This window comes from Geomonas paludis, from assembly GCF_014193585.1.
GTDB lineage: Bacteria > Desulfobacterota > Desulfuromonadia > Geobacterales > Geobacteraceae > Geomonas > Geomonas paludis.
Genome location: NZ_BLXY01000019.1, coordinates 13,513 through 32,761 on the forward strand (window position 1 = coordinate 13,513; position 19,249 = coordinate 32,761).

At 58.9% G+C, this 19,249-nt stretch carries 33 protein-coding genes; all 33 read left to right on the forward strand.

All coding sequences use genetic code 11. From position 1 onward, the window contains the following. Positions 1-26 precede the first annotated feature (26 nt). A complete protein-coding gene (gene rpsG / locus H7687_RS20645) occupies positions 27-497 on the forward strand; it encodes a 30S ribosomal protein S7 (protein ID WP_129128342.1) in 471 nt (156 codons plus the stop codon). A 50-nt stretch (positions 498-547) separates the two neighbouring features. Continuing rightward, positions 548-2,626 carry an elongation factor G gene (gene fusA / locus H7687_RS20650; protein WP_183350959.1) on the forward strand — a complete coding sequence of 693 codons (2,079 nt, stop codon included), beginning with the start codon at positions 548-550 and terminating at the stop codon, positions 2,624-2,626. Positions 2,627-2,659: 33 nt separating this feature from the next. Further along, positions 2,660-3,850: an elongation factor Tu gene (gene tuf / locus H7687_RS20655; RefSeq protein WP_183350961.1), complete on the forward strand. Its 1,191-nt coding sequence runs from the start codon at positions 2,660-2,662 to the stop codon at positions 3,848-3,850. A gap of 111 nt (positions 3,851-3,961) precedes the next feature. Next, positions 3,962-4,270: a 30S ribosomal protein S10 gene (gene rpsJ / locus H7687_RS20660; RefSeq protein ID WP_012529365.1), complete on the forward strand. Its 309-nt coding sequence runs from the start codon at positions 3,962-3,964 to the stop codon at positions 4,268-4,270. Between the two features lie 21 nt (positions 4,271-4,291). Continuing rightward, positions 4,292-4,927 (forward strand): 50S ribosomal protein L3, encoded by a 636-nt coding sequence (gene rplC / locus H7687_RS20665; protein ID WP_183350963.1) that lies wholly within the window; start codon positions 4,292-4,294, stop codon positions 4,925-4,927. Positions 4,928-4,945: 18 nt separating this feature from the next. Then, complete coding sequence (rplD, locus tag H7687_RS20670) at positions 4,946-5,569, forward strand: 50S ribosomal protein L4 (protein WP_183350965.1); 624 nt, start codon at positions 4,946-4,948, stop codon at positions 5,567-5,569. Then, complete coding sequence (locus tag H7687_RS20675; protein ID WP_183350967.1) at positions 5,566-5,850, forward strand: 50S ribosomal protein L23; 285 nt, start codon at positions 5,566-5,568, stop codon at positions 5,848-5,850. The genes rplD and H7687_RS20675 overlap by 4 nt, the downstream gene beginning before the upstream one ends. Before the next feature lie 22 nt (positions 5,851-5,872). Then, entirely contained in the window at positions 5,873-6,697 is an 825-nt protein-coding gene (rplB, locus tag H7687_RS20680) for a 50S ribosomal protein L2 (protein WP_183350969.1), read from the forward strand. A 26-nt stretch (positions 6,698-6,723) separates the two neighbouring features. Next, entirely contained in the window at positions 6,724-7,005 is a 282-nt protein-coding gene (gene rpsS, locus H7687_RS20685) for a 30S ribosomal protein S19 (RefSeq protein ID WP_129128539.1), read from the forward strand. A 20-nt stretch (positions 7,006-7,025) separates the two neighbouring features. Then, positions 7,026-7,361 (forward strand): 50S ribosomal protein L22, encoded by a 336-nt coding sequence (gene rplV, locus H7687_RS20690; RefSeq protein WP_012529371.1) that lies wholly within the window; start codon positions 7,026-7,028, stop codon positions 7,359-7,361. A 21-nt stretch (positions 7,362-7,382) separates the two neighbouring features. Beyond that, on the forward strand, positions 7,383-8,018 hold the full coding sequence (rpsC, locus tag H7687_RS20695) for a 30S ribosomal protein S3 (RefSeq protein WP_012529372.1): 636 nt from the start codon (positions 7,383-7,385) through the stop codon (positions 8,016-8,018). 18 nt (positions 8,019-8,036) lie between these two features. Then, positions 8,037-8,459, forward strand: a complete 423-nt coding sequence (gene rplP / locus H7687_RS20700; protein ID WP_183350971.1) for a 50S ribosomal protein L16 — start codon at positions 8,037-8,039, stop codon at positions 8,457-8,459. Then, positions 8,449-8,637 carry a 50S ribosomal protein L29 gene (gene rpmC / locus H7687_RS20705; protein ID WP_183350973.1) on the forward strand — a complete coding sequence of 63 codons (189 nt, stop codon included), beginning with the start codon at positions 8,449-8,451 and terminating at the stop codon, positions 8,635-8,637. Before rplP ends, rpmC begins: the two co-directional genes overlap by 11 nt. A gap of 9 nt (positions 8,638-8,646) precedes the next feature. Next, a complete protein-coding gene (gene rpsQ / locus H7687_RS20710; protein ID WP_183350975.1) occupies positions 8,647-8,904 on the forward strand; it encodes a 30S ribosomal protein S17 in 258 nt (85 codons plus the stop codon). A 21-nt stretch (positions 8,905-8,925) separates the two neighbouring features. After that, entirely contained in the window at positions 8,926-9,294 is a 369-nt protein-coding gene (gene rplN, locus H7687_RS20715) for a 50S ribosomal protein L14 (protein ID WP_129128535.1), read from the forward strand. A 22-nt stretch (positions 9,295-9,316) separates the two neighbouring features. Then, the gene (gene rplX / locus H7687_RS20720; protein WP_183350978.1) at positions 9,317-9,643 is read left to right on the forward strand and encodes a 50S ribosomal protein L24; all 327 of its coding nucleotides are present in this window, start codon (positions 9,317-9,319) and stop codon (positions 9,641-9,643) included. Positions 9,644-9,657: 14 nt separating this feature from the next. Beyond that, on the forward strand, positions 9,658-10,197 hold the full coding sequence (gene rplE / locus H7687_RS20725) for a 50S ribosomal protein L5 (protein ID WP_183350980.1): 540 nt from the start codon (positions 9,658-9,660) through the stop codon (positions 10,195-10,197). Positions 10,198-10,218: 21 nt separating this feature from the next. Next, positions 10,219-10,401, forward strand: coding sequence for a type Z 30S ribosomal protein S14 (locus H7687_RS20730; RefSeq protein ID WP_183350982.1), 183 nt, complete (start codon positions 10,219-10,221; stop codon positions 10,399-10,401). 35 nt (positions 10,402-10,436) lie between these two features. Beyond that, the gene (gene rpsH / locus H7687_RS20735; RefSeq protein ID WP_183350984.1) at positions 10,437-10,835 is read left to right on the forward strand and encodes a 30S ribosomal protein S8; all 399 of its coding nucleotides are present in this window, start codon (positions 10,437-10,439) and stop codon (positions 10,833-10,835) included. 25 nt (positions 10,836-10,860) lie between these two features. After that, the gene (gene rplF / locus H7687_RS20740) at positions 10,861-11,403 is read left to right on the forward strand and encodes a 50S ribosomal protein L6 (protein ID WP_183350986.1); all 543 of its coding nucleotides are present in this window, start codon (positions 10,861-10,863) and stop codon (positions 11,401-11,403) included. A gap of 21 nt (positions 11,404-11,424) precedes the next feature. After that, on the forward strand, positions 11,425-11,793 hold the full coding sequence (gene rplR / locus H7687_RS20745; RefSeq protein WP_183350988.1) for a 50S ribosomal protein L18: 369 nt from the start codon (positions 11,425-11,427) through the stop codon (positions 11,791-11,793). 21 nt (positions 11,794-11,814) lie between these two features. Then, a complete protein-coding gene (gene rpsE / locus H7687_RS20750; protein ID WP_183350990.1) occupies positions 11,815-12,303 on the forward strand; it encodes a 30S ribosomal protein S5 in 489 nt (162 codons plus the stop codon). 17 nt (positions 12,304-12,320) lie between these two features. Next, a complete protein-coding gene (gene rpmD, locus H7687_RS20755; protein ID WP_183350992.1) occupies positions 12,321-12,497 on the forward strand; it encodes a 50S ribosomal protein L30 in 177 nt (58 codons plus the stop codon). 21 nt (positions 12,498-12,518) lie between these two features. Next, on the forward strand, positions 12,519-12,959 hold the full coding sequence (rplO, locus tag H7687_RS20760) for a 50S ribosomal protein L15 (protein ID WP_183350994.1): 441 nt from the start codon (positions 12,519-12,521) through the stop codon (positions 12,957-12,959). Positions 12,960-12,961: 2 nt separating this feature from the next. Next, positions 12,962-14,269: a preprotein translocase subunit SecY gene (gene secY, locus H7687_RS20765; RefSeq protein WP_183350996.1), complete on the forward strand. Its 1,308-nt coding sequence runs from the start codon at positions 12,962-12,964 to the stop codon at positions 14,267-14,269. 9 nt (positions 14,270-14,278) lie between these two features. Continuing rightward, positions 14,279-14,929, forward strand: a complete 651-nt coding sequence (locus H7687_RS20770; protein WP_183350998.1) for an adenylate kinase — start codon at positions 14,279-14,281, stop codon at positions 14,927-14,929. Next, positions 14,926-15,672, forward strand: coding sequence for a type I methionyl aminopeptidase (gene map, locus H7687_RS20775; RefSeq protein ID WP_183350999.1), 747 nt, complete (start codon positions 14,926-14,928; stop codon positions 15,670-15,672). The genes H7687_RS20770 and map overlap by 4 nt, the downstream gene beginning before the upstream one ends. Before the next feature lie 32 nt (positions 15,673-15,704). Further along, positions 15,705-15,818 (forward strand): 50S ribosomal protein L36, encoded by a 114-nt coding sequence (gene rpmJ / locus H7687_RS20780; protein WP_012529389.1) that lies wholly within the window; start codon positions 15,705-15,707, stop codon positions 15,816-15,818. A 15-nt stretch (positions 15,819-15,833) separates the two neighbouring features. Further along, the gene (rpsM, locus tag H7687_RS20785) at positions 15,834-16,202 is read left to right on the forward strand and encodes a 30S ribosomal protein S13 (protein ID WP_183351001.1); all 369 of its coding nucleotides are present in this window, start codon (positions 15,834-15,836) and stop codon (positions 16,200-16,202) included. A 15-nt stretch (positions 16,203-16,217) separates the two neighbouring features. Beyond that, the gene (gene rpsK / locus H7687_RS20790; protein ID WP_183351003.1) at positions 16,218-16,613 is read left to right on the forward strand and encodes a 30S ribosomal protein S11; all 396 of its coding nucleotides are present in this window, start codon (positions 16,218-16,220) and stop codon (positions 16,611-16,613) included. A gap of 59 nt (positions 16,614-16,672) precedes the next feature. Then, entirely contained in the window at positions 16,673-17,299 is a 627-nt protein-coding gene (gene rpsD, locus H7687_RS20795; protein WP_183351005.1) for a 30S ribosomal protein S4, read from the forward strand. Between the two features lie 33 nt (positions 17,300-17,332). Further along, entirely contained in the window at positions 17,333-18,352 is a 1,020-nt protein-coding gene (locus H7687_RS20800) for a DNA-directed RNA polymerase subunit alpha (RefSeq protein ID WP_129128519.1), read from the forward strand. A gap of 42 nt (positions 18,353-18,394) precedes the next feature. Then, on the forward strand, positions 18,395-18,928 hold the full coding sequence (gene rplQ, locus H7687_RS20805) for a 50S ribosomal protein L17 (protein ID WP_183351007.1): 534 nt from the start codon (positions 18,395-18,397) through the stop codon (positions 18,926-18,928). Positions 18,929-19,249 lie beyond the last annotated feature (321 nt).

A 19,249-nucleotide genomic window follows, 5' to 3' on the forward strand; every position in this document is an offset into this window, starting at 1 on the left:
ACCGATTTTAAGTGAGAGGTTAAGACATGCCAAGAAGAAGAGAAGTAGCAAAGCGGGTGATCCTCCCGGATCCGAAATACGGTGACAGGGTGGTTGCCAAGCTGATCAATATAATCATGCTGGACGGCAAGAAGTCCACCGCCGAGAAAGCTCTCTACGGTGCCCTCGAGATCGCGGCCGGCAAGGCCGGCGACGAGCCGGTCAAGGTGCTCAAGAAGTGCCTGGACAACATCAAGCCGATGCTGGAAGTCAAGTCCCGCAGGGTCGGTGGCTCCACCTACCAGGTTCCGGTCGAAGTCCGTCCGGAGCGTCGCATGTCCCTGGCCATGCGCTGGCTGGTGAAGTACTCCAACGCCCGCAGCGAGAAGACCGTCACCGACAAGCTCGCCGGCGAGATCCTCGACGCTTACAACAACCGCGGTTCCGCGGTGAAGAAGCGTGAGGACACCCATAAGATGGCAGAGGCCAACCGCGCCTTCGCCCATTACCGCTGGTAGTTTCAGGCGGCACCCTTTAAGGCTTAGAAAGCAACTCGGAGGAACAGTAAGTGGCACGTCAGGTTTCGTTGGAAATGACCCGTAATATCGGGATCATGGCTCACATAGATGCAGGGAAGACCACCACCACGGAGCGTATTCTCTACTACACCGGTGTTTCCCACAAGATCGGCGAGGTCCATGACGGCGCCGCTACTATGGACTGGATGGAGCAGGAGCAGGAGCGTGGTATCACCATCACCTCCGCAGCTACCACCTGCAACTGGAAAGACCACCGTATCAACATCATCGACACCCCGGGTCACGTCGACTTCACCATCGAGGTCGAGCGTTCCCTGCGTGTTCTCGACGGCGCTGTCGCCGTGTTCTGCTCGGTCGGCGGCGTTGAGCCCCAGTCCGAGACCGTCTGGCGCCAGGCCGACAAGTACCGCGTTCCGCGTATCGCGTTCATCAACAAGATGGACCGTATCGGCGCAGACTTCTTCCGCGGCATCGCCATGATCAAGGACCGCCTCAAGGCGAACCCGGTCGCCCTGCAGATCCCGATCGGCTCCGAGGAGAACTACAAGGGCCTCGTCGACCTGATCGAGATGAAAGGGATCGTCTTCAACGACGAGACCATGGGCGCCGTGTACGACGTGGTCGACATCCCGGCCGATCTGGTCGACCAGGCCAACGAGTACCGCGAGTACCTGATCGAAGAAGTCTCCTCGCACGACGACGCGCTGATGGAGAAATACCTGGGTGGCGAGGAGATCTCCAACGCCGAACTGAAGGCGGCCATCCGCCAGGCAACCCTCGACATCAAGATCTGCCCGGTCATCTGCGGCTCCGCCTTCAAGAACAAGGGCGTGCAGCACCTGCTCGACGCGGTCCTCGACTACATGCCGGCCCCGACCGACATCCCCGCTATCCAGGGCGTCGACGCCAACACCGAGGCTCCCATCGAGCGTCACGCTTCCGACGACGAGCCGTTCTCGGCCCTGGGCTTCAAGATCATGACCGACCCGTTCGTGGGCCAGCTCTGCTTCTTCCGCGTCTACTCCGGCGTGATCCAGTCCGGCTCCTACGTGTACAACGCCACCAAGGGCAAGCGCGAGAGGATCGGCCGCATCCTGAAGATGCACGCCAACAAGCGTGAAGAGATCAAGGAAGTCTACGCGGGCGACATCGCCGCCGCGGTAGGCCTCAAATACACCACCACCGGCGACACCCTGTGCGACGAGAACCACGCGGTTATCCTCGAGTCCATCGAGTTCCCCGAGCCGGTTATCTCCATCGCCATCGAGCCGAAGACCAAGGCTGACCAGGAGAAGCTGGGCCTGTCGCTGGGCAAGCTCGCTTCCGAGGACCCGTCCTTCCGCGTCAAGACCGACGAGGAGACCGGCCAGACCATCATCTCCGGCATGGGCGAGCTGCACCTCGAGATCATCGTGGACCGTCTGTTCCGCGAGTTCAAGGTTGAGGCCAACGTCGGCAAGCCGCAGGTTGCTTACCGCGAGACCATCACCAAGAAGGTCAAGGCTGAAGGTAAGTTCGTACGTCAGTCCGGCGGCCGCGGTCAGTTCGGTCACGTCTGGCTCGAGATCGAGCCGCAGGAGGCCGGCAAGGGCTACGAGTTCGTCGACGCGATCAAGGGCGGCGTCGTTCCCCGCGAGTACATCCCGGCGGTCGACAAGGGCATCAAGGAGTCTCTCGACAACGGCGTCATGGCCGGCTTCCCGGTGGTCGACGTCAAGGTCACCCTGGTCGACGGTTCCTACCACGAGGTCGACTCCTCCGAGATGGCGTTCAAGATCGCAGGTTCCATGGGCTTCAAAGAGGGCTGCTCCAAGGCTGCCCCGATCATCCTCGAGCCGATCATGTCGGTAGAGGTCGTGGTTCCGGAAGAGTACATGGGCGACGTCATCGGCGACCTGAACTCCCGCCGTGGCCGCATCATGGGCATGGAAGGGCGCGCAGGCGCGCAGGTGGTCAACTCGATGGTGCCGCTGGCACAGATGTTCGGCTACTCCACCGACCTGCGTTCCGCAACCCAGGGTCGTGCGACCTACTCCATGACCTTCGATCATTACGAGCCGGTACCGAAGTCGGTTGCCGAGGAAATAGTTGCGAAGGCCAAAGGCTAAGATAATTCAATTCCCTACTAGGAGGATTCCGAAATGGCAAAAGCTAAATTTGAAAGAACTAAGCCGCATGTAAACATCGGCACCATCGGCCACGTCGACCACGGCAAGACCACCCTGACCGCTGCTATCACCAAGGTGCTTGCAGGCAAAGGCCAGGCTGAGTTCAAGGCGTTCGACCAGATCGACAACGCACCGGAAGAGCGTGAGCGTGGTATCACCATCGCTACCGCACACGTCGAGTACGAGACCGACAAGCGTCACTACGCACACGTCGACTGCCCGGGCCACGCCGACTACGTAAAGAACATGATCACCGGTGCAGCGCAGATGGACGGCGCGATCCTGGTTGTTTCCGCAGCTGACGGCCCGATGCCGCAGACCCGCGAGCACATCCTGCTCGCACGTCAGGTCGGCGTCCCCTACATCGTCGTGTTCCTGAACAAGGCCGACATGGTGGACGACGAGGAGCTCCTCGAGCTGGTCGAGCTGGAAGTGCGCGAACTGCTCTCCTCCTACGACTTCCCGGGCGACGATATCCCGATCATCAAGGGTTCCGCTCTGAAAGGCCTCGAAGGCGATGCAGGCGAGCTGGGCGAGCAGGCCATCATGAAGCTGATGGACGCCGTCGACACCTACATCCCGGAGCCGCAGCGCGCCATCGACCGTCCGTTCCTGATGCCGGTCGAGGACGTCTTCTCCATCTCCGGTCGTGGTACCGTCGCCACCGGTCGTGTTGAGCGCGGCATCATCAAGGTCGGCGAGGAGGTCGAGGTTGTCGGCATCAAGGCCACCACCAAGACCACCGTCACCGGCGTCGAGATGTTCCGTAAGCTCCTCGACGAGGGCCGTGCCGGCGACAACATCGGCGCACTGCTCCGCGGCGTGAAGCGTGAGGAGATCGAGCGTGGCCAGGTTCTTGCCAAGCCGGGCTCCATCACCCCGCACACCAAGTTCAAGGCCGAAGCCTACATCCTGTCCAAGGAAGAGGGCGGCCGTCACACCCCGTTCTTCAACGGCTACCGTCCGCAGTTCTACTTCAGGACCACCGACGTTACCGGCGTGGTTGACCTCGAAGCCGGCGTCGAGATGGTTATGCCGGGCGACAACGTCTCGGTAACCGTCAACCTGATCACCCCGATCGCAATGGACGAAGGTCTGCGTTTCGCTATCCGCGAAGGCGGCCGTACCGTCGGTGCAGGGGTCGTCGCCTCCATCATCGAGTAAGAATAGAAAAACATACGGTTTTCAGGTCCGGGTTTCCGGGCGGGCACGCGAGTGTCCCTCCCGGAAATCTTCGGCTGTAAACTGAAAAACTTGTTTCATCACGAGGAAGAGATGCCTAGTCAGAAAATTAGAATCCGCTTGAAAGCATACGACCACAAGCTCCTTGATACTTCCGTTGGCGAGATCGTCGACACCGCTAAGAGGACCGGCGCACGCGTTGCCGGCCCGATTCCGCTGCCGACCGTCATCAACAAGTACTGCGTGCTGCGTGGACCGCACGTCGACAAGAAGTCGCGCGAGCAGTTCGAAATCAGGACCCACAAGCGCCTGATCGATATTCTCGAGCCGACTCAGCAGACTGTCGACGCTCTGATGAAACTCGACCTCTCCGCCGGTGTGGACGTCGAGATCAAGCTTTAATACAAGGATAGGAAGTCGACCATGAATAAGGGATTGATTGGGAAAAAACTGGGCATGACCCAGATATTTGCCGAGGACGGCAGGCGCATCGCCGTGACCGTCGTCGAGGCTGGGCCGTGCGTCGTCCTGCAGAAGAAGACCGTTGAGAAGGACGGCTACAGCGCCATCCAGGTCGGTTTCGGCGCGAAGGACGCCTCCAAGGCCAACGCGGCCCAGGTGGGCCACTGCAAGGGCGCCGGCGCGGGCGTGTTCACCACCTACCGCGAACTGCGCATGGACGATACCAGCGCGTACAACGTGGGCGACGTGATCGAAGCCGGCGTGTTCGCAGAGGGCGACCTGGTCGACGTGACCGGCACCTCCATCGGTAAGGGTTTTGCCGGCGTTATCAAGCGCTGGGGCTTCAAAGGCGGTCGGTCGAGCCACGGCTCCCGTTTCCACCGCGCCCCGGGCTCCATCGGCTGTTCTGCAACCCCCTCCAGGGTTTTCAAGAACAAGAAGATGCCGGGCCAGCTCGGTAACGAGAAGGTGACCGTGCAGCGCCTGAAAGTTGTACGCGTGGACGCTGCTGACAATCTGATTCTGCTCGGTGGAGCGATCCCCGGTTCCGCCAACGGCGTGGTCCTGATCAAGGACTCCGTCAAGGCGACGAGATAACGGGGGCTGGAGATAGACATGGCAAAGTTAGACGTATTTGACATCAAAAAAGCAAAGGTCGGTGAGATCGAAGTCTCCGACGCCGTCTTCAACGACGACGTTCGTGAGTACCTGATCCACGAGGCCGTCAAGATCCAGCTCGCTAACCGCAGGCAGGGCACCGTCGCCGTCAAGAACCGCGCCGCGGTTTCCGGCTCCGGCAAGAAGCCCTTCAAGCAGAAGGGTACCGGCCAGGCCCGTCAGGGCTGCCACCGCGCTCCCCAGTACCCGGGCGGCGGTGTTGCCTTCGGCCCGCAGCCGAAGACATACAACCTCTCCATGAACAAGAAGGCGAGGAAAGCTGCTCTGAGAAGCGCACTCTCCATGCTCTATAAGAAAGAGGCGATCACAGTTCTCAATAGCTTTGAGCTTCCTTCCATCAAGACTAAAGCATTTGTAGAGGTACTAAATGCTTTTAACCTTGACAAGACGCTCGTTATCACAGATACTGCGAATCTTGTTTTGGAGCTTTCCGCCCGCAATGTGAAAAACGTCAAGGTGCTGGGTCCCGAAGGTCTCAACATTTTCGACATCATGAAATACCAGAGCGTCGTCTTTACCGAGGCCGCCGTTCGTCGTGTTGAAGGAGCATTACAGTCATGAACATCTATGACGTCATAAAGAAACCGCTCATCACTGAGAAGACCACGGTAGAGAAGGACGACAAGAACGTCATCGCTTTCGTGGTGAACGGCGCCGCCAACAAGATCGAGATCAAGGCCGCCGTCGAGCAGCTCTTCAACGCGCAGGTTGCCGCCGTGAACACCGTCAACGTGGCCGGTAAGACCAAGCGCACCGCGAGGGGCATCGGCAAGCGTTCCAACTGGAAGAAAGCGTACGTGACCCTGAAAGAGGGCTCCAACGTCGACTTCTTCGAAGCATAAAAATTCTGTGGGGATTTAGATAATGGCTATCAAAACTTACAAACCTACTTCTCCGGGTAGAAGGGCTCAGACCTGCTCGACCTTCGAGGAGATCACTGCCTGCAAGCCTGAGAAATCTCTTGTTGAGAACCTCAAGAAGAGCGGCGGCAGGAACTCGAACGGCCGCGTCACTTCCAGGAACGTCGGTGGCGGTCACAAGCAGAAGTACAGGATCATCGACTTCCGCCGCGACAAGACCGACATCCCGGCCAAGGTTGCCACCATCGAGTACGACCCGTGCCGCAGCGCGCGCATCGCGCTCCTCAACTACGCCGACGGCGAGAAGCGCTACATCCTGGCTCCGCTCTCCCTGAAAGTGGGTGACACCGTTATCTCCAGTGAGCAGGCCGACATCAAGCCGGGCAACACGCTCCCCATCAGGTGCATCCCGCTGGGTACCATCATCCACAACATCGAGCTGAAGATCGGCAAGGGCGCCCAACTGGCCCGCTCCGCCGGCACCTTCGCACAGCTCATGTCCAAGGAAGGCAAGTACGCCCAGGTGAAGCTTCCTTCTTCGGAAGTCCGCATGATCCTCATGGACTGCAAGGCCACTATCGGCCAGGTGGGCAACGTGGATCACGAGAACGTCTCCATCGGCAAGGCCGGCCGTTCCCGCTGGCTCGGCGTCCGCCCGCACGTGAGGGGCGTCGCGATGAACCCGGTCGACCACCCGCACGGCGGTGGCGAGGGCAGGACCTCCGGTGGTCGTCACCCGGTAACCCCGTGGGGTATCCCCACCAAGGGCTACAAGACGCGCACCAACAAGCGGTCCACCGCCTTCATCGTGAAGAAGCGCAGCAAATAACTCATCTGGATAGAGGATTTTAAAAGATGGCAAGATCTATAAAGAAGGGGCCTTTCGTTGACGCACATCTGGAAGCGAAAGCCCAGGCAGAACAGGCCGGCAGCAAGAAGGTGATCAAGACCTGGTCGCGTCGTTCGACCATCACCCCGGATTTCATCGGGCTCACCTTCGCGGTGCACAACGGCAAGAAGTTCATCCCTGTGTTCGTCACTGAGAACATGGTCGGCCACAAGATGGGCGAGTTCTCACCTACCAGAACCTTCTACGGCCACGCTGCTGACAAGAAGAGCAAGCTCAAGAAGAAGTAAGGTCCTAAAGGAGTTTTGTAATGGAATCATCCGCTAAATTATCCTCTGTCCGCCTCTCCCCGAGGAAAACACGCCTGGTCGTGGACCTCGTCAGGGGCAAGGGCATTCAGACTGCGCTTAACACCCTGCGTTTCTCGCCGCAACCGTCGGCGAAGCTTATCTCGAAGCTGCTTTCCTCGGCCGTTGCCAACGCCGAGCAGAAGGGCTGCTCCGATGTGGACAAGCTCTTCGTCAAGACGATTTTCGTCGACGGCGGCGCAGTGCTTAAGCGCTTCACCCCCCGCGCCATGGGCCGGGCTAGCAAGATCAGAAAACCGACGAGCCACATTACCGTGGTCCTTGCGGAAAAGAAATAAGAACGGGTCGGAGGTGATGTTTTGGGTCAGAAAGTAAATCCTATAGGTTTCAGGCTCGGGGTTATCAAAACCTGGGATTCCAAATGGTACGCAGAGAAAGATTATGCAAAGCTTCTTCACGAAGACCTGAAGCTGCGCAATTTCCTTAAGAAAAGGCTGTATCATTCCGGCGTCTCCAAGATCGAGATCGAGCGCGCTGCGGGCAAGGCGAAGATCAACATCTTCACCGCTCGTCCGGGCCTGATCATCGGCAAGAAGGGCTCCGAGGTTGAGACTCTTAAGAAGGAGCTGGCCAAGCTCACCGACAAAGAGGTCTACCTTAACATACAGGAAGTCAGGAAGCCGGAGCTGGACGCACAGCTGGTAGCCGAGAACGTGGCCATGCAGCTCGAGCGCCGTATCGCTTTCCGCCGCGCCATGAAGAAGAGCGTCACGTCGACGCTCAAGTTCGGCGCCAAGGGGATCAGGATCACCTGCTCCGGTCGTCTGGGTGGGGCAGAGATGTCGAGGACCGAATGGTATCGCGAAGGTCGGGTGCCGCTGCACACGCTGCGCGCTGACATCGACTACGGTTTCGCCGAGGCGAAGACCACCTACGGTATCATCGGCGTAAAAGTGCTCCTCTTCAAGGGTGAAGTGCTCTCCGCTAAAAAATAGGAACAGGAGTTTTTTGCGATGTTAATGCCCAAGAAAGTTAAGCATAGAAAACAGATGAAAGGGCGCATGACCGGCACCCCGGAGCGCGGCGTATCGCTCGCTTTCGGTGACTTCGGTCTGCAGGCTACCGAGTGCGGCTGGCTGGATTCCCGCCAGATCGAAGCTGCTCGTATCGCCATGACCCGTTATATCAAGAGGGGCGGCAAGATCTGGATCCGCATCTTCCCCGACAAGCCGCTCACCGCGAAACCCGCCGAGACTCGTATGGGTAAGGGGAAAGGCTCCCCGGACTCGTGGGTCTGCGTCATCAAGCCTGGCCGCGTCCTGTATGAAATGGAAGGGGTCACCGAGGAAGTGGCGCGCGAGGCATTCCGGCTTGCGGCGCACAAGCTCCCCGTAGCCACCAAGTACATCACGAGGGCGGAAATCAATGAAGGCTAACGAACTGAAAAACGCGACGGCAGCAGAGCTTGAGACCAAGAGCGCCGAGCTTACCAAGGAACTCTTCAACGTGAAGTTTCAGCTTCACACCGGGCGTCTCGAGAACACCGCCAAGGTGGCCAATCTCAGAAAAGACATCGCCCGCGTGAAGACCATACTCCGCGAAAAGAGAGGCTAAGAGATAGATATGAGCGAAAGAGGCAACAGGAAAACTCAGATCGGCGTGGTCGTCTCGGACAAGATGGACAAGACCGCAGTGGTAAAGGTCGACCGCCTGGTGAAGCACCCCGTCTACAACAAATACATCAAGCGCTCCGCCAAGTACAAGGCGCACGATATCGATAACTCCGCCAAGATCGGCGACCGTGTTCTTATCGTGGAAACCCGTCCGCTTTCCAAGGACAAGCGCTGGAAGATCAGACAGATTATCGAGTCCAAGGCTTAAGGGCTCGCCGGGAGTTAAACAATGATTCAGATGCAGACCATATTGGACGTGGCGGACAACTCCGGCGCGAAGAAGCTCTTTTGCATTAAGGTGCTCGGCGGCTCCAAGCGCCGTTACGCCGGGATTGGCGACATCATCGTCGCTTCCGTCAAGGAAGCTCTCCCCAATTCGAAGGTGAAGAAGGGCGACGTGGTGAAGGCTGTCGTGGTGCGTACCGCCAAGGCTGTAGGGCGCCCTGACGGCTCCTACATCCGTTTCGACACCAACTCCGGCGTGGTCATCAACAACGCCAAGGAGCCGGTCGGCACTCGTATTTTCGGACCGGTCGCCAGGGAACTTCGCGCCAAGAAGTTCATGAAGATCATATCCCTCGCCCCCGAGGTACTTTAAGACTAGATCCTGGAGAATAGAGATGCTGGGCAAAAAATTACATGTAAAGAAAAACGATACCGTCGTTATCACCACGGGTAAGGATCGTTCCAAGAGCGGCAAGGTGCTCTCCATCCATCCGAAGAAGGACGGCGTTATCGTCGAGGGGATCAACGTGGTGAAGCGCCACGTGAAGCCCCGCGGTTCCGAGCAGGGGGGCATCCTGGAGAAGGAGGCGCCGGTGCACATCTCCAACGTGATGCTGCTCTGCGGGAAGTGCAACAAGCCGGTAAGGACCAGGACCACCGTTCTGGAAGACGGAAAGAAGGCGCGCTGCTGTGTCAAATGCGGCGAGTCCTTTGACAAATAGTTTTGGAGGATTCAATGGCACGGCTGGCTGAGCTTTACAATAAAGAGATGGTCCCGCAACTGATGAAGGACCATAACTACAACAACATCATGGAAGTCCCCAAACTCGTGAAAATCGTGCTGAACATGGGTCTTGGCGAGGCGATCCAGAACGTCAAGATCCTGGATTCCGCCGCCGAGGAACTGGGCGCGATCGCCGGCCAGAAGCCGGTGATCACCAAGGCAAAGAAGTCCATCGCGGGCTTCAAGCTGCGCCAGGGCATGCCGATCGGCTGCTCCGTCACGCTTCGTCGCGAAAAGATGTACGAGTTCCTCGACCGCCTGATCAGCGTTTCGCTGCCGCGCGTGCGTGACTTCAAGGGGATCAACGGCAAGGGCTTCGACGGCAAGGGTAACTACTCCCTGGGCATCAAGGAGCAGCTGATCTTCCCCGAGATCGACTACGATAAGGTCGACAAGATCAAGGGACTCAACATCACGATCGTGACCACGGCAAAGACCGACGCTGAGGGCAAGGCGCTTCTCAAGCTCATGGGCCTGCCGTTCAGGAACTAATAAAGGGTTTGGAGGAATTCCGTGGCTAAGACATCTATGATCATAAAAGCTCAGAGGGCCAAGTACAAAGTGCGCGAGCGCAATCGTTGCGCTGTCTGCGGTCGTCCCAGAGCATACTACCGGAAATTCGATATGTGCAGGATCTGCCTGAGGAAGTTCTCTAACTCCGGCCAGATCCCCGGTGTAATAAAGTCCAGTTGGTAAAAAGATTCCGATTTAGGAAAGAGGAGTAGTTTCATATGTGCATGACAGATCCAGTTGCCGACATGCTGACCAGAATCAGGAACGCTGGTATGGCAAAACACCAGAAAGTTGACATCCCTTCGTCGAACCTGAAGGTGAGCCTCGCCACGGTGCTGCGCGCCGAAGGGTTCATCAAGAACTTCAAGGTCATCGCCGACAGCAAGCAGGGGATTCTGCGGGTATACCTCAAGTTCATCGATGAGAAGGAACCGGTCATCAACGAGATCAAGAGGATCAGCAAGCCGGGCGGCCGGGTCTATGTCCACTCCGACAAGATCAAGCAGGTGAAAAACGGACTGGGCGTCGCCATCCTCTCGACTTCCAAGGGGCTGGTAACCGACAAGACCGCGCGCGAGCTGGGCATCGGCGGCGAAGTCCTTTGCACGGTCTGGTAGTCATTTTCGCTTTAAGGAGCTTTGCATGTCTAGAATAGGAAAACTTCCCATCGCGATCCCTGCGGGGGTGAAAGTCATATACAGCGCGCCGGAGATCAAGGTTGAGGGCCCGAAAGGGAAACTCTCCCGCACTCTCGTGGGCGATGCCGTCACCATCGACGTGACCGGCGACGCGGTCACCGTGACCCGCAAGGACGACACCATCAAGTCCCGCTCGGCACACGGCCTGACCAGGACCCTGATCAACAACATGGTCACCGGTGTCTCCAAAGGCTTCGAAACCGCGCTCGAGATCAACGGCGTCGGTTACCGTGCCGAGGTGAAGGGCAACGTGCTGAACCTGGCCCTGGGTTACTCCCACCCGATCAACTTCGAGCTTCCGGCCGGGATCACCGTCGAAGTCGACAAGATGACCAAGCTGAAGGTGCTGGGGATCGACAAGGAGCTGGTGGGGCAGACCGCCGCCAAGATCCGCGATTTCCGTGGTCCGGAGCCCTACAAGGGCAAGGGTATCAAGTACGCTGACGAAACCATTCTGAGAAAAGCCGGCAAAACCGGCAAAAAATAGCAATTGCTAAGGAGAAGTGCCTTGAGTTCTTTAGCCCAAAAACAGGTAGCTCGTCTTAAGAGACAGACCAGGGTCAGGAAGAAAATTACCGGTTCGCCGGCACGCCCGAGACTGAACGTCTTCAAGAGTGCTCGTCACATATACGCTCAGCTGATCGACGATACCACCGGTGCGACGCTCGCATCCGCCTCCACCCTGGTGGGCGAGGTAGCCGAAGGGCTTTCGTACACCGGCAACATCGAGGCAGCCGCCAAGGTTGGCGCCGCCATCGCCAAGAAGGCCCTGGAGAAGGACATCAAAGCGGTCGTGTTCGACCGTAACGGTTTCCTCTACCACGGTAGGATCAAAGCTCTGGCTGAAGCCGCACGCGAAAACGGTCTGTCCTTCTAGGGCAGGTAAGGAGGAATTAGTTTGCTTAAGATCAATGCCAGTGAAATGAATCTTACCGATAGGGTCGTCCATATCAGCCGCGTAGCTAAGGTGGTCAAGGGCGGTCGCAGGTTCTCCTTCTCCGCACTCGTGGTGGTTGGCGACGGTAACGGCGTGGTAGGTTACGGCCTGGGCAAGGCCAACGAGGTTCCCGAAGCGATCCGCAAGGGCGTCGAGCAGGCCAAGAAGAACCTGATCAGGGTTCCCATCGTCGCCGGCCAGACCATCCCGTTCGAGATCCTGGGCCACTTCGGCGCGGGCAAGGTGCTCATGATGCCGGCCTCCGCTGGTACCGGCGTCATCGCCGGCGGTGCCGCCCGTGCGGTATTCGAGTCCGCGGGCCTGCACAACATCCTTGCCAAGTGCCTGGGCTCCAACAACCCGCACAACGTGGTCAAGGCCGCATTCGCCGGTCTTTCCCAGCTGAAGACTGCGGAAGAGCTGATGGCGCGCCGCGGCATCACCGAATAGTACTTAAGGAGCTGAATATGTCTGAACTGAAGGTTACGCTCGTCAAGAGCTCCATCGGTCAATGCGAGAAAATGAAGGGCCGCCTGCTCGGCATGGGGCTCACCAAGCGTGAGAAGACCGTGACCCTGAAGGATACCCCGGAAGTCCGTGGGATGATCGCCAAGGTCGCCCACCTGGTACGCGTCGAAGAGTAATTCCCCCTAAAGGTGACAATCATGCAATTGAATACCATCAAACCGGCCATCGGGTCGACCAAGAATAGAAAGCGCATCGGTAGGGGCCCGGGCTCCGGCCACGGCAAGACCGCTACCAAGGGTCACAAGGGCCAGAAGGCACGCTCCGGCGGTTCCGTGAAGCCCGGCTTCGAGGGCGGCCAGATGCCGATGCACAGAAGGCTTCCCAAGCGCGGCTTCACCCCGCTCTCCAAGAAGGAGTACGCACTGGTGAACCTGTGCCAGCTCGAGATCTTCGAAGCCGGCAGCGTGGTGGATGCAGAGGCGCTCCTGAAGAGCGGCCTGATCTCCGGCGTACGCGACGGCATCAAGGTGCTCGGCACCGGCGAACTGACCCGCGCTCTGACCATCAAGGCTCACAAATTCAGCGCCTCCGCTCGCGAAAAAGTCACTGCGGCAGGTGGTTCCATCGAGGAGATCTAGTCTTGATAGAAGCCTTCCAGAACATTTTCAAGATCCCCGAGCTTAAAAAGAAGGTTCTCTTTTCGCTGGCCATGCTGGCCGTCTACCGGGTAGGGTGTCACATCCCTACTCCGGGCATCGACGCCCAGGCCCTCGCGCAGTTCTTCAAGGCTGCCCAGGGCACGCTGCTCGGTATGTTCGACATGTTTTCTGGCGGGGCTCTCGAGAAGCTCACCGTCTTCGCCCTCGGCATCATGCCGTACATCTCCTCCTCCATCATCTTCCAGCTGCTGACCGTGGTGGTTCCGGCCATCGAGAAACTCTCCAAGGAGGGTGACGCCGGCAGGAAGAAGATCATCCAGTACACCCGCTACGGCACCGTGGTGCTGTCGGTGGTGCAGTCCTTCGGCATCTCCATCGGCCTCGAAGCGATGCGCGGACCGGCCGGCGAGCTGGTGGTTCCGAACCCGGGCTGGAGCTTCCGCCTGATGACGGTGATCACGCTGACCGCGGGCACCGCCTTCATCATGTGGCTGGGTGAACAGATGTCCGAGAAGGGGATCGGCAACGGCATCTCCCTGATCATCTTCGCCGGCATAGTGGCCCGCATCCCGAACGCGATCGGCAACAGCTTCCGTCTCATCAAGACGGGCGAACTCTCCCTGTTCGTGCTGCTGCTGGTGATCGCCGTGATGTTCCTGGTCATCGCCGCCGTGGTCTTCATGGAGCGCGGCCAGCGCAGGATCCCGATCCACTACGCCAAGCGCGTGGTGGGGCTGAAGACGGTCGGTGCGCAGAGCTCGCACCTGCCCCTCAAGGTGAACATGGCCGGGGTCATCCCGCCGATCTTCGCCTCGTCGATCATCATGTTCCCGGCCACGGTCGGCAACTTCATCGACGTCCCCTGGGTGCAGGCGGCATCGAAGCAGCTGGCTCCCGGAAAGTTGCTCTACGAGATTTTATTTGTTGCCTTTATCGTCTTTTTTTGCTATTTCTACACGGCTGTGACTTTCAACCCGGTTGACGTCGCCGACAACGTGAAGAAGCAGGGTGGTTACGTGCCCGGGATCCGTCCCGGCAAGGAAACCTCCGACTTCCTCGACGCGGTGCTCACCAAGCTGACCTTCGCGGGTGCGATTTACATCTCCGCGGTCTGTGTGCTCCCCTCGATCCTGATCGGGAAGTTTAATCTTCCCTTCTACTTCGGCGGCACGTCGTTGCTGATCGCGGTCGGTGTCGGCATGGACACCCTGGCCCAGATCGAGGCGCACCTGATTACGCGCAGCTACGAAGGGTTCATGAAAGGCGTTCGCATCCAGGGTAGAAAATAGGAGGCCCCGATGAACCTCATCCTCCTTGGACCCCCGGGCGTAGGCAAGGGGACCCAGGCGAAACTCCTCATAGACAGGTTTGGTATCCCGCAGATATCGACAGGCGATATACTGCGGGCTGCCGTTAAAGAGCTCACCCCGATGGGGATCAAGGCCAAGGGGTTTATGGACTCCGGCGCGCTGGTTCCCGACGAGGTCGTCATAGGCATCGTGGAAGAGCGTCTGGCGCAGCCGGACTGCCAGAAGGGGTTCATCCTGGATGGTTTCCCGCGCACCGTGCCCCAGGCCGACGCGCTCTCCCAGGTGCTCACCGGCATTGGCAAGAAGATCGACCACGTGGTTTCTCTTTCCGTGGACAAGGACGAGCTTCTGAAGCGTCTCACCGGCAGGCGCGCCTGCTCGAAATGCGGCGCCGGCTACCACGTCGACTTCGCACCGTCCAAGGTTGCAGGTATCTGCGACGCCTGCGGCGGTGAGCTGTTCCAGCGCGAGGACGACAAGGAAGAGACCATCCTGAACCGGCTCGCGGTGTACGAGGCGCAGACCTCGCCGCTCATCTCCTACTACCAGGGTGCCGGGCTGCTCCGTTCGGTCAACGGTCTCGGGAGCGTGGAAGGGATCCAGGCCGAGATCGTCGCCATCCTGCAGGGCGCGCAGTGATAGTACTCAAATCCCGGGCCGAGATCGAGAAGATGGCGGCCGCCGGCAGGATGGTCGCCGAGATACTCGCCGGCCTGAGAGAGATGGTCGCTCCGGGGGTAACCCTGGCACAGCTGGACGCATATGCCGAGAGGGAAACGCTGAAGAGGAAGGCGAAGCCAGCCTTCAAGGGTTACAGCGGCTTCCCCTTTTCGCTTTGTTGCTCGGTGAACGAGCAGGTGGTACACGGCTTCGCCACGCAGCGCGCCCTGGTCGAAGGGGACATCGTCAGCCTCGACTTCGGCGTCCTGCACAACGGGTTCTACGGCGACTCCGCCATCACGGTTCCCGTTGGCCTGGTCTCCGAGACCGCGGCCAGGCTGATCAAGGCCACCGAAGAGTCTCTCTACCGCGCCATCGATGTTGCCGACACCGCGCACCGGCTGTCGGACATCGCCCACGCGGTCCAGTCTCACGTCGAGGCGCGCGGCTTCTCGGTAGTGCGCGACTTCGTGGGGCACGGCATCGGCAAAGAGCTGCACGAGGGACCCCAGATCCCGAACTTCGGCGCCCCGGGCAAGGGCCCCAAGCTGAAAAGCGGCATGGTGCTCGCCATCGAGCCGATGATCAACGAGAAGGGGTACGACGTGAAGGTGCTGGAGGACGGCTGGACGGCGGTTACCGTCGACGGCGGACTCTCGGCGCACTTCGAGCACACGGTAGCAATAACGGATAACGGTCCGCTGATACTTACGAAAATCTAGATTGGCAAAACGTCTTCAAAAGGAAGTGAACTATGAAGGTTCGGGCATCGGTTAAGAAGATCTGTGTAAAGTGCAAGATTGTCAAGCGCAAGGGCATAGTCCGCGTCATCTGCGAGACCCCCAAGCATTCACAGAGACAGGGCTAATAGGAGGAGCTGGCATTGGCACGTATCGCAGGGGTAGATTTACCCAGGAATAAGAGAATAGAGATCGCACTGACCTACATCTACGGCATCGGCAGGTCTCTCTCCCAGGAAATTCTTACGGCAACCGGCGTGGACATGAACACCCGTTGCGACAACCTGACCGAGGCGGAAGTCTCGAAGATCAGGGAGTATATCGATAAGAACGTGAAGGTCGAAGGCGACCTGCGCCGCGACATCTCCATGAGCATCAAGCGCCTCATGGATCTCGGCTGCTACCGTGGTCTTCGTCACAGGAAAGGTCTTCCCTGCCGCGGGCAGCGTACCAAGACCAATGCACGCACCAGGAAAGGGCCGGCTCGTACGGTCGCTGGCAAGAAGAAATAAGATTCTGGAGGGATAATGGCGAGCCCGGCTAAGAAGGTCGTTAAGAAGAAAAAAGAGAGAAAGAATATTCCCACTGGCGTGGCGCACATCCAGGCTACGTTCAACAATACCATGATCACCATCACCGACCCGGTCGGTAACGTGGTTGCCTGGTGCACCTCCGGTGCCAAGGGCTTCAAGGGCTCCAGGAAGAGCACCCCGTTCGCAGCCCAGATGGCTGCCGAGGATGCCGCCAAGAAGGCCCAGGAGCACGGCATGCGCACCATCGAAGTGTACGTGAAGGGCCCCGGCTCCGGCCGCGAGTCCGCGCTGCGCGCACTGCAGGCTGCCGGCTTCGCCGTCAGCTTCATCCGCGACGTAACGCCGATTCCGCACAACGGCTGCCGTCCCCCGAAGAGAAGAAGAGTCTAGGACCGTATCGACGGACCTGGCGTTACGGAACTATCAGTTAGGATCATAGGAGGTCTTCATTGGCTAGGTATACAGGGCCCTCATGCAGGCTGTGCAGGCGCGAAGGATCGGAACTTTTTCTTAAAGGCGAGCGTTGCTACACCGACAAATGCGCCATCAAGAGAAGGAGCTATCCGCCGGGACAGCACGGGCAGGGTCGCATAAAAGTTTCTGATTACGGTGTTCAGCTGCGCGAAAAACAGAAGGTACGTCGTATCTACGGCATCCTCGAGAACCAGTTCCGCGGGTACTTCGAGACCGCAGACCGGATGAAAGGTGTGACCGGCGAAAACCTCCTCTTCCTCCTGGAGAGAAGGCTCGACAACGTCGTCTACCGTCTCGGTTTCGCCGCTTCGCGCGACGAGGCACGTCAGCTGGTACGTCACAGCCACTTCACCCTGAACGGGCGTAAGGCTAACATCCCCTCCATCCAGGTGAAGGCGGGCGATGTGATCCAGCTGCGTGAGAAGAGCCGCAAGATCGCTGTCATCACCGAGTCCCTCGAGGCCGTGGTTCGCCGCGGTATCCCGCAGTGGCTCGAGCTGGACAAGGACGCCTTCAAAGGCACCGTCAAGACCAGCCCGGTGCGCGAAGACATCACCATGCCGATTCAGGAGCAGTTGATCGTCGAGCTCTACTCCAAGTAAAGGCTGACCAACAACCGATACAGGGGGATCTAAATGTATAGAAATTGGCGCGATCTGATCAGGCCGAAGAAGCTTCAGGTTGAGACAGAATCGCTGACTAATACATACGGCAAGTTCTACGCCGAGCCTTTCGAAAGGGGGTTCGGTACCACCCTGGGAACGGGGCTGCGTAGGGTCCTCATCTCCAGCCTGCAGGGGGCGGCCATCGTCTCCGTCAAGGCCAAGGGCGTGCTGCACGAATTCTCCGCTGTCCCGGGCGTTACCGAGGACATGACGGATATCATCCTCAACCTGAAAGGGGTGCGCCTCAAGGTGCACGGCAACGAGTCCCGGATGATCCGGATCGTGCAGAAGGGTGAAGGGGTGGTCAAGGCGAAGGATATCATCACCGACAACAACGTCGAGATCCTGAACCCGGAACATCACATCGCAACCTGCTCCAAGGACGCCAACCTGGAGATGGACCTCATGGTGAAAGTCGGCAAGGGTTACGTCCCGGCTGACCGCAACCGTGACGAGAAGGCACCGGTCGGGACCATCCCGATCGACGCGATCTTCTCCCCGATTCACAAGGTGAACTTCACCGTCACCAACGCTCGTGTAGGTCAGATCACCGACTACGACAAGCTTACTATCGAAGTCTGGACCGACGGCAGCGTGAAACCGCAGGACGCGGTGGCCTACGCTTCCAAGATCCTCAAGGACCAGCTCTCCATCTTCATCAACTTCGACGAAGACGTGGAGCCCCAGGAGGAGGCGGAGCCGGAAGAGGAGCGCGAGCGCTTCAACGAGAACCTCTACCGCTCGGTCGACGAGCTGGAGCTCTCGGTTCGCTCCGCCAACTGCCTGAAGAACGCCGGCATCAAGCTGATCGGCGAGCTGGTCTCCAGGACCGAGGCAGAGATGCTGAAGACCCAGAACTTCGGCAGGAAATCGCTGAACGAAATCAAGGACATCCTGGTCGACATGGGCCTCACCCTCGGCATGAAACTGGAAAACTTCCCGGATCCCGAGATCATGAGGCGTCTGCGCGGCGAGCAGAAAGAAGAATAGTCCATACGACTTCATTTATAGATCGAAAGGAAGTGAAAAGATATGCGTCACAACAGCGCGGGTAGAAGATTAGGTAGGACCACAAGCCATAGGATCGCTATGTTCAGGAACATGGTGACTTCCTTTCTCCAGCACGAAAAGATCACCACGACCGATGCCAAGGCAAAAGAGCTTCGCTCCATCGCCGAGAAGATGATCACCCTGGGCAAGAAGGGCGACCTTCACGCCACCAGGCAGGCAGCGGCCTACATCCGCGACAAGAAAGTCGTGACCAAGCTTTTCACCGAGATCGCACCGCGTTACGCAGAGCGTCCCGGCGGCTACACCAGGATCATCAAGCTCGGCATTCGCCCGGGCGACACCGCTCCGGTGTCCGTGATCGAGCTGGTTGAAGCTGAAATGACTCCGAAGAAAGCCGCCAAGCCGGCTGCCAAGGCTCCCAAAGCCGCCAAAGCTCCGAAGGCTGCTCCGGCAGTCGAGGCAGCTCCGGCTGCTGAAGAAGCCGCGGTTGTGGAAGAGGCACCGGTAGCAGAAGCACCGGCAGCCGAGGCCACCGAGGAGAAGACCGAGGCGTAATTGCTTCCGGTTGCAAAGAATGAAAAAGGGACACGGAAAACCGTGTCCCTTTTTTTGTTCGCGCTTGGGCCATCGCCTCCGCCCACTCCTCCGCCCACTCCTCCGCCCACTCCTCCGCCCACTCCTCCGCCCACTCCTCCGCCCACTCCTCCGCCCACTCCTCCGCCCACTCCTCCGCTCACTCCTCCGCTCACTCCTCCGTCCACTCCTCTGTCCACTCCTCTGTCCACTCCTCTGTCCACTCCTCTGTCCACTCCTCTGTCCACTCCTCTGTCCACTCCTCTGTCCACTCCGTTGTCCACTCCGTTGTCCACTCCGTTG